General features: G+C 56.2%; 12 protein-coding genes. 4 read left to right on the top strand and 8 right to left on the bottom strand.

All coding sequences use genetic code 11. The features are described 5' to 3' along the window. Positions 1-180: hypothetical protein (locus AC1XOS_RS16795; protein ID WP_481963377.1), on the top strand; the 180-nt coding region annotated here is incomplete at its 5' end. Between the two features lie 3 nt (positions 181-183). Here the strand turns inward: AC1XOS_RS16795 and AC1XOS_RS16790 are convergent. Further along, positions 184-840, bottom strand: coding sequence for a hypothetical protein (locus AC1XOS_RS16790; RefSeq protein ID WP_481963376.1), 657 nt, complete (start codon positions 838-840; stop codon positions 184-186). 36 nt (positions 841-876) lie between these two features. Between AC1XOS_RS16790 and AC1XOS_RS16785 the strand changes: the two genes are divergently transcribed. Continuing rightward, positions 877-1,527: an HAD family hydrolase gene (locus AC1XOS_RS16785; RefSeq protein ID WP_481963375.1), complete on the top strand. Its 651-nt coding sequence runs from the start codon at positions 877-879 to the stop codon at positions 1,525-1,527. 181 nt (positions 1,528-1,708) lie between these two features. Further along, entirely contained in the window at positions 1,709-2,017 is a 309-nt protein-coding gene (locus AC1XOS_RS16780) for a transposase family protein (protein ID WP_481963374.1), read from the top strand. Positions 2,018-2,239: 222 nt separating this feature from the next. Here AC1XOS_RS16780 and AC1XOS_RS16775 read toward each other — a convergent pair whose 3' ends face one another. The 7 genes from AC1XOS_RS16775 to AC1XOS_RS16745 all read right to left on the bottom strand — a co-directional run bounded on the left by AC1XOS_RS16775 (position 2,240) and on the right by AC1XOS_RS16745 (position 7,651). Then, positions 2,240-2,683, bottom strand: a complete 444-nt coding sequence (locus tag AC1XOS_RS16775; RefSeq protein WP_481963373.1) for an HNH endonuclease — start codon at positions 2,681-2,683, stop codon at positions 2,240-2,242. Continuing rightward, positions 2,680-3,018, bottom strand: a complete 339-nt coding sequence (locus tag AC1XOS_RS16770) for a hypothetical protein (protein ID WP_481963372.1) — start codon at positions 3,016-3,018, stop codon at positions 2,680-2,682. The genes AC1XOS_RS16775 and AC1XOS_RS16770 overlap by 4 nt, the downstream gene beginning before the upstream one ends. A 12-nt stretch (positions 3,019-3,030) precedes the next feature. Next, positions 3,031-3,915 carry a branched-chain-amino-acid transaminase gene (gene ilvE, locus AC1XOS_RS16765; RefSeq protein WP_481963371.1) on the bottom strand — a complete coding sequence of 295 codons (885 nt, stop codon included), beginning with the start codon at positions 3,913-3,915 and terminating at the stop codon, positions 3,031-3,033. A gap of 19 nt (positions 3,916-3,934) precedes the next feature. Then, entirely contained in the window at positions 3,935-4,555 is a 621-nt protein-coding gene (locus AC1XOS_RS16760) for a metalloprotease (RefSeq protein ID WP_481963370.1), read from the bottom strand. Positions 4,556-4,558: 3 nt separating this feature from the next. Further along, positions 4,559-5,053 carry a peroxiredoxin family protein gene (locus AC1XOS_RS16755; RefSeq protein ID WP_481963369.1) on the bottom strand — a complete coding sequence of 165 codons (495 nt, stop codon included), beginning with the start codon at positions 5,051-5,053 and terminating at the stop codon, positions 4,559-4,561. A 7-nt stretch (positions 5,054-5,060) separates the two neighbouring features. Then, positions 5,061-5,408 carry a hypothetical protein gene (locus AC1XOS_RS16750; RefSeq protein ID WP_481963368.1) on the bottom strand — a complete coding sequence of 116 codons (348 nt, stop codon included), beginning with the start codon at positions 5,406-5,408 and terminating at the stop codon, positions 5,061-5,063. Positions 5,409-5,743: 335 nt separating this feature from the next. Beyond that, positions 5,744-7,651 (bottom strand): ABC-F family ATP-binding cassette domain-containing protein, encoded by a 1,908-nt coding sequence (locus AC1XOS_RS16745; protein ID WP_481963367.1) that lies wholly within the window; start codon positions 7,649-7,651, stop codon positions 5,744-5,746. 93 nt (positions 7,652-7,744) lie between these two features. Between AC1XOS_RS16745 and AC1XOS_RS16740 the strand changes: the two genes are divergently transcribed. Then, positions 7,745-8,267 (top strand): ATPase (locus AC1XOS_RS16740; RefSeq protein WP_481963366.1); only part of this gene is annotated, 523 nt, incomplete at its 3' end.

Raw genomic sequence — 8,267 nt, 5'->3', positions numbered from 1 at the left:
GACAGGGCGGTCGTGATCAATACCCTGGTAGAGAAGATCGTGGTGGAGAAAAACGAAAACAAAGACCCGACACAAAACAACCCCCCAACCTTGCGAATCAGATTCCGATTCGAGGCGGGGGATTGTGATAGAGCGATCCAACCAGAGGGCCAAATCAACTATATTCAGTCTCTGTTGTAGTTTCTAGCCCTTCCACCAGGGAGCGCTGCTCGCCGCACCTGCCTCTTCTTTCGGAGGGGCGGGTGTTTTGGTCTCCGTGGGCAGTGTACGCCAGATGACCTCGGTGTTCGGAGGAAGTGCCGGCGCTGGGCGAGCGGAGCGCAGGCTGGCAACACTACGCTCGAAGTGCTGTGGATCAGCGGGAGGGAAGTAGAACGTGCCGCGCTTGTGGCGGATTTTGTAGTGCCCCTGTGCCGTCATCGAAAAGGTCTGCTCTTTAGGAGGCCAGCAGATCCAGCCCTCCGTGACCAGCTCCTTGCGGCTCACGGGGCAAATCTCCTCGATCTGATCCCAGGCAATGGTCTCCGTGGGAGCGAGGAGGCGCTTGATGTGCACCCCGCGCTCATCAAGCTCTAGGCGCACGACGCTGATCTTGCGGAGCATAAAGACAAAGGCAAGCGGCCCTAGAAGCGCGAGCAGACCACCCTCGGGCGAGTGGAAGAGCACACTGCCGAGCCAGCCGAAGCCCGCGATCATCGCCAGCATCGTCAGTAACATCAGGGGGAACGTAATCGCGGCATACGTCCACCCAATCTTCACATCGGCTTGGTCGCGGGGCGGCAGATGCGGCTGAATGATCACGCGCTGCTGGGTTTGACGAAGGGCTTGTTGCTGGGGCATTCGGGTAAACTCGCTAAGATGCTAAAATTAAGGGGTATGCGTGCACTGATTTTTGACTTTGATGGAACCATACTGGATACCGAGACACCGGAGTGTCTCTCGTGGGAGAAGATTTACCATCAGCACGATCAAATCCTTCCCCGTAATCTCTGGCTCTCCGCAATTGGGGTGGGACCCCAGGATGCCAAGTTTAATCCCTATACGCACCTGGAAGAGCTCCTCGGGACTTCGCTGGATCACGAAAAACTCCGCGCCCAGCGCCGCAAAATATTCTACCGCGCCCTAGACAACGAGCCCATCCGCCCCGGAGTCACGGACTGGCTGGAGCAAGCGCGTGCGCGAGAGCTGCCTATCGGGCTTGCCTCGTCCTCACCCTACGACTGGGTACACGGGCACTTAGAGCGCCTCGGGCTTCGCTCGCATTTCTCAGCTGTCTACACCAGTGACCACGTCGAGCGTGCCAAACCACACCCGGAGCTTTATGAAAAAACGGCTGCCCACTTTGGCGTGAAACCACAAGAGTGCATCGCCATCGAGGACTCCTACAATGGGGTCACCGCTGCCAAAGCCGCCGGATGCTACTGCATCGCTACCCCTAACCCCATGACCGTGACCATGGACCTCGCCGCCGCAGATCGTATTGTGGGATCGCTGGCCGAGCTCTCGCTGGAGCAGCTACTCAGCTAGATTAACTCCAGTCAGCCATAGCAACACAAGCGGCGATGCCGTAACCATCGAGATTCAGATGACACCAGTCTTTTGCCTGGTGGATGACTTTCTCAAAAGCAATTTCAAACTTGTGGTGTGGAGGAACTCCAACAACGATCAGCCAAAATTTACCGATGCAGAGGTCATTACCGTGGCTCTCATGCAGCCCATTTTCGGAGTGTCTAACCTCAAGCGGGCGTATTTGCTCACCAAGAGCTTCTTCGCCAAAGCCTTTCCTAAACTACCAAGCTATGCTCAGTTTCTGGCATGCCTGCACGCTTTGGCTCCCTTTATTGGGATGCTGATGCTGAAAATCGCTCTGGCCAGTACTGGTGAGGGAAACGTCTTTCTGATCGATAGCAAACCCATCCCCGTCTGCAAGGCGCTCCGGCACGTTCGTGTTCGGCTCCTGCGCGATGAAGGAGCCTACTTTGGAAAGAACAAGGCAGGTATGGAGTCCTTCTGGTGACGCGATCCCATGCCCCGGAGTCTTTCCGTGCCTTGATTTCTTGTATCCGTCAAAGGATCGAGTCCGTTTTCTCCAGCTTCTGGAACCGATTTGTGGATCTAGTCTTCTCTCGTTCCTTGACAGGGCTCTGGAGTATGACTCGAGTGAAGATGCTTCATTACACGCTCTGCAAGGCAGGAATCTTGCAACCGCTCAACCCATGACTGGAGTTAGATTAGGGGGTTATTGTTGCTCTAGCTGAGAAAGGAGGCGTTCAAGTCGAAGAGTGAGGTGATGCTGATCCATTTCACGGAAGTACTCACGTTGTTTCTCGTAGCGTTTTCGAGTCAGCTCAGGGCGGTTCAAGTGAAGTCGTTCGATATGAAACTGGCCTCGGGATGTAATGCCTATCCAGCGGGCTGTAATTGCTTCTTCAACGATATGCTCTTCACGCTGATCTCGCAGAGGATGAAGCAGGCGTTTGCGGACGGAGGTATCCCAATAGTCTGCCTTGAAGCGGTTGCAGGCATCACAGCAGTATATCCAGTTTTCGAGTGTATCTCTGCCCCCGAAGGCTGAGGGGTGAAAGTGATCCACAGTAAGCAGTGCGCCCACTTCGGTTTCGTGCGTGTCACAGTATCCACAGCAAAAGTGGAAACGTACTCGCACTTGTTCTCTGGAGTTCATTGGGCTACTATTTCGGTGTCTTTTCGAGTATGAAGATTGCGATAGGTGTGGAGTAGTGCCGCTTTCTGATGCACCCACTCCGCTGATTTTGGGTCAGGAGAGGCCACAAGAGCTTCTGCTTGTTGAAGTAGCTGTTCTAGAATGGCAACTTCCTGCGCTTTATGATCTACTTCGGCGCGAAGACGGGCGTTTGCGGGTGCGAGGTAGGTTGCTTCTTCCGCAAGCACTTCTGCTTCCAGAATATCAAGTTCGGCCATCTCCGAGTCAGTCAGGGGAACGTTCGTAGTCTTGAGATGCCACAGTTCCTGGAAGCGGTGAAGTGCTGTTGCAGTCATAATGGTTTTGCCTTAGATCAGGGTGCCGGTGGACTTGGTGTAGGCGCGGAAGGCTTCGATAAGCTTGGCGGTGTTGGGGCCGGGCTTGCCGTCGCCAATCAAGCGCTCGTCTAGGGAAACCGCAGGGATGATCTCGGCGGCGGTTCCGGTTAAGAAGCACTCTTTGGCGGAGTAGATGTCGAGAAGAGTCATGTTTTCTTCTACCACCACACAGCCGAGCTGCTCGCGGAGCAGCTTGATCGCGACACCACGGGTGATGCCTTTAAGGCAGCCAGCGGAAGGATGCGGCGTGACAAAAACACCGTCGGAGTTGAGGATGAAGACATTGTCTCCCGTAGCTTCGGCGACATGGCCTTGCTGGTTGAGCATGATGCCCTCACCCGCCCCGACTCGGTTGGCTTCCATCTTAGCCAAAATATTGTTGATGTACTTACCAGTGCACTTGATCCGTGCGTCTATAGCGTCGGGCGACGGCACACGCGTGGAGCAGGTGATCATGTCCAGCCCTTTTTCGTAGAGCTCAGGGGGGTAGAGTGCAAGCTGGCGTGTGGCGATGACGAAGTTGACTTTGGGCTCGATATGCTTGGGATCTAGCCCAAGGCCTGTGCCTCGGGTGAGATTGACCCGGATGTAGCCATCGCGGTGGTCGTTCTTGCGGCAGGTGGCGACAATTGCCTCGAATGCTTTGGTCTCATCCAGATCCCCGAGGGGAAAGCCTAAGGCGCGAGCCCCCGAGAGAAGGCGCTCAACATGCGGCAGTAGCTCAAAGACTTTCCCGTCATAGACACGGACGCCCTCAAAAAGACCATCGCCATAGAGATACCCGTGATCAAAAAGAGAGATCGTCGCCTGCTCTTTGGGAATAAACTCCCCGTTGACATAAACAAACTCGGCCATGGGGTTATTCTACCGTGCTTCAGATAAGGATTCCGCTGACGATCAGGAAAATTCCGAGGCTGGCCCAGGCAAGCGCCCACTTGAGCTTCTCGGGTTTGGTCGCGCGGGACTTTTTGGAGAACACGGCGGCGAGCCAGTGACCGTCCAAAGGCGGAGCGGGGATCAGCAGATTGGCGGCGTTCATGTAGAAGTTGAGCTGTGCAAGACTTCCCCAGAAAGGGGTCTTGGTGATGAAGTAGACCACCGCGCAGGCGATTCCCGTGAGGGTTCCAAAGACCGGCCCCATGATCCCGATAAAGGCGTCCTGGGTGACACTGGTGTTGCCCCTCTGGTGGAAGACCACGCCCCCAACCAGCGGGATAAAGCGCATTCCCATGTAGGGCAGGCCGTAGCGGCGTGCCGCCAGCGCGTGGCCGCACTCGTGAATAAAGATCGAGAGCACCAAGCCCGCCGCGACCGCCCAGCCGTAGAAATTGGAGTAAAACCAGATCGTGAAGCCCATCGAGACAAGCGTGCTCGGGATGGTCTGGCGGATGCGCTCCACATCTCGCGAGTCCTTGATGACCGTGAGCTGCGCACTGGCCTCCGATTTGGCCGTGACACTCAGGCTCTCATCGCCCAGATCAAACTTGGTGGGCATCGCCTAGACTTCGACCGGCTCTGCGATCTCGGCAAATGTCGCGATTCTCTTTGACATATCGGCAAGAACGGTGGGCTTGTGGCCAAGGGCTTTTCGCTGAACCGTGCCATCGCTCGCGACTAAAAACACGGCAGGGGCGTAGGGGATGCCGTAGAGGCCGGAGTGGTAGAGATGGTGGTCCAGCATCAGCGGAAACGAGATGCCGTTCTCCGCCGCAAACTCTCGGACAGCCGCTTCATCCGTTTCTTGGGAGATGCCCCAGACCGTCAGCTTGCCGCTCTCTTTGTAGCCATCGGCCAGTTTTTGCAGCGCCTGAAGCGTCTGTGCGCTCTGGCCATCGAGACCAAAGAACGCAAAGAGGATCCAGCTTCGGCCCCGTGTTGGAAAAGAATGACAGACCCGACCGTTGAGATCGGTGAGCTGAAAGTCGCGGATAAAGTCCGCCGCATTGATTGAGTTATCGCCCCAGCGCTGCTGAGATTGTCCACCAAAAGCCATAGTGGCCTCAGGATACCAGATTTTTCTCACATTCTGCGAAGATAAAATCTAATGCCCCCAGTAAGTGCGGAGCATCCCCCGATGTAAAGAGCACCGACTCAGAGTACTTTCCTAGGGAGTCCCGCTGATAAAACTGCCACCCAGAGCCATTGGTGACAACACCAAACACCGGGATAACGTGTTGCTTTTGAGCGTTTTGCCAGGCACAGGCATCCATTGAGACGAGGCACTGGGCTGTGCCTTGCTCAAAATCGTCTTTCTTTGCCTCCACCACACAGAGGAGCGGTGGCCCAAGGTAGGCACGTTTCTGAGCGATCAAGTAGTCCACAAACCCCGTCAGTGTGTCACTACGCAAAGGTGCCTCTTTCCACGCCTGGAGCTGTGAGCGGCGTTCCAAGGCCTCTTCGCAAAAAGCATCAATCAACAATTCTTTAGCGCTCTCCGAGTTGTAGAGAGCAAAATTGCGGTGAAGACGCTCCAATCTCTCCTCAAAGAATGCCGAAATCTTGATGGGAGCTGCTTTGATTTCCCACAACAGAAGCTGTTCGATTCTCAAAAATTCCAGAGCGGAGTCTCGGTTAAAGCTAGAGAGTTTTTGTAGGCTCATGGTTTTAAGTTTTTCTCACATTTTGCAAAATAAAGCGATGTCTCTTTGGCACGACTTAAGCCCTTGTTGGACATACCACAATTTTACCCCAGCTCCTCGCTTAAGCTCTCCCACTTGGTGAGCGTCGTGGCAAGCTCGTCTTGTGTTTTTGTGTGCTCGGCAGCGAGGGCGACCAGATCGCCGGTGCCGGTGCCAAGGCTGTCTTCGAGTTCGGCGAGTCGGGCTTCCAGCGTTGCGATGCGCGCTTCCGCTTTCTCCAGAGCCGCCTGTATTTTTCCACGAGACTTGTTGTCCATCCGTGCTACAGGGGGTGCTGCGACTGCGGCCACTTTGGGCTTTGGCGCGACGACTGCTATGGGGTTTTGTTGCTCGCGCCAGGTGGCGTAGTTGCCTTCGATCAGCTCGGCGCTGCCGGTTCCGGTGAGCCCAAGGGTCTTATTGGTGACGGCGTTGAGCAAGTATCTATCGTGGCTGACCAGAAAGAGTGTTCCCGCGTAGTCTTGGAGCATCTGCCCGAGTGTCTCGCACGACTCGATATCTAAGTGGTTGGTGGGCTCGTCGAGGATGAGTAGGTTGCACGGCTCTAGCAGCATGCACGAGAGCGCTAGTTTGTTTTTCTCGCCTCCGGAGAGCATCTGCACCTGCTTAAAGACATCGTCGCCCATGAACAGAAACCGGGCCAGATAGCTACGAAGCTGGGTCTCGTTCCAGGCCGGGGCTTCGTCGCGCAGGGTGTCGAGGACGGTCTTCTGGACATCGAGGGCGTCCGTGGCGTGCTGGGAGAAGTAGGCTGTGCGTACGTTGTGGCCCCACTGGATCGTTCCGGCGGTTGGCTCTTCTTCACCCAGGAGCATCTTGACCAGGGTCGTCTTGCCAGCCCCGTTGGGACCCACAAAACCCACTCTATCGCCGCGCTCGACAATGGCATTGAGGTCGGCAAAGAGAGTACGCTCGCCGTAGACTTTCGCCACGCCCGATAGGTTCAGTACCTCACGGCCAATACGACCCGCGTTTTTATCGTCAATCTTGGCTTTCACGCGGCTTGTGTCGGTGCGGACAGCCTCGACTTTATCCATGCGCTCGATGCGGCCTTGGGTCTTGTGGCGGATGATACTGGCGGTGTTGTTCGCGCCCATGTTGCGCTTGATCAGATCGTTGAGGCGAGCGATTTCTTTCTGCTGCTGATCGTACATGTCCTGCTGGCGCTGGAGCTTTTCTTCTTTCTGGCGGCGGAAGTGGGAGTAGTTGCCCTTGTAGAGGGTCAGCTTCTGGAACTCCAGCTCGGCAATGCTATCAATCACCGCATCTAAGAAATACCGATCATGGCTCACCAGAATCACCGCCCCCGCGTACTCTTTCAGGAAGCCTTCCAGCCACTCCACCGCACTGATATCCAGGTGGTTGGTGGGCTCGTCGAGGATCAGCAAGTCCGGGCGAGTGAGCACGAGCTTTGCCAGCGCGAGGCGCGTCTGCTCGCCGCCCGAGCACGAGCCCACTTGCTTTTCGAGCGTCTCCGGGCCGAAGCCCAGGCGCATCAGGGTCGCGTCTTTCTCGGACTCGATCTCATAGCCACCGCGCGACTCGAACTCATCCAGCGCCTCGGTGTACTCTTCCAGCGCTTTGTTGAGCGATTCATCGTCGGTGGCATCGCTCATGGCATGCTCGGCGGCGGAGATACGTGCCTGTACCGCCCGATACGGCTCCAGCGCGACCTCGATCTCCTCCGCAATCGTGCGCTCGGGATGCACGGGTGCTTCTTGCCGCAGGTAGCCCATGCGCCGCCCGTTGGCGAGATTGATCTTGGGAGGCTGGTTGTTGCTTGGGTCGGGGAGCTCCTGCCCCAGAAGAATCTTGAGGAGGGTTGTCTTGCCCCCACCATTGCGCCCGATAAGCCCGAGCTTCTGTCCCGCCGCAACACTAAATGTGATGTCCGAAAATAAAACATCTGCCCCAAAACTCTTGGCGAGGTTGGACACCGTGAGAATACTCATAAAACAAAAAACTCCCGAACATTATCGCCCGTAGAGGGACAATTTGCAAACATAGCTCTCACATCTCCAACAGATAATCTGATAAAATGCGCTGTGCCGCAATTAATTGTTCTGGCGGGGCCAAACGGGTCAGGGAAATCCACAATTGCACGGGCTCTGATTCCTGAGGAGATGCCCTATCTCAACGCGGATGAGATTGCCAAGAGCCTGCGCCTAGAAGCACGAAGCATTGGTGTCGAGGTGGCTGCCGGAAGGCTATTGCTGGAGCGGCTAGACTCTCTTGCCAGCGAGCGGCGCGACTTTGCGTTAGAGACGACGCTCTCGGGGAAGGCTTTGGCGGGGCGTTTGCTGTTTCTTCGAGGGCTGGGCTACCATGTTAGTCTCTATTTTCTGTACCTGCCTAGCCCCGAGATGGCCGTCGCCCGTGTCCATCAGCGTGTGCGCACCGGCGGCCACTCCATCCCCGATTTGACAGTTCGTCGGCGGTGGGAGAGTGGGCTGCGCTGTTTCTATGATCTTTACCAGCCCTTGGCCGACGAGTGGCTGGTGCTGGACAACACGACAATGGGGGAGCCTAGTGTGATTGCCTTTGGAACCACCCCACAGCCCGATGCCT

This window comes from Armatimonas sp., from assembly GCF_964826245.1.
The sequence above is the reverse complement of the archived record's forward strand: the minus strand, read 5'-3'. Positions and strand labels throughout refer to the sequence as shown.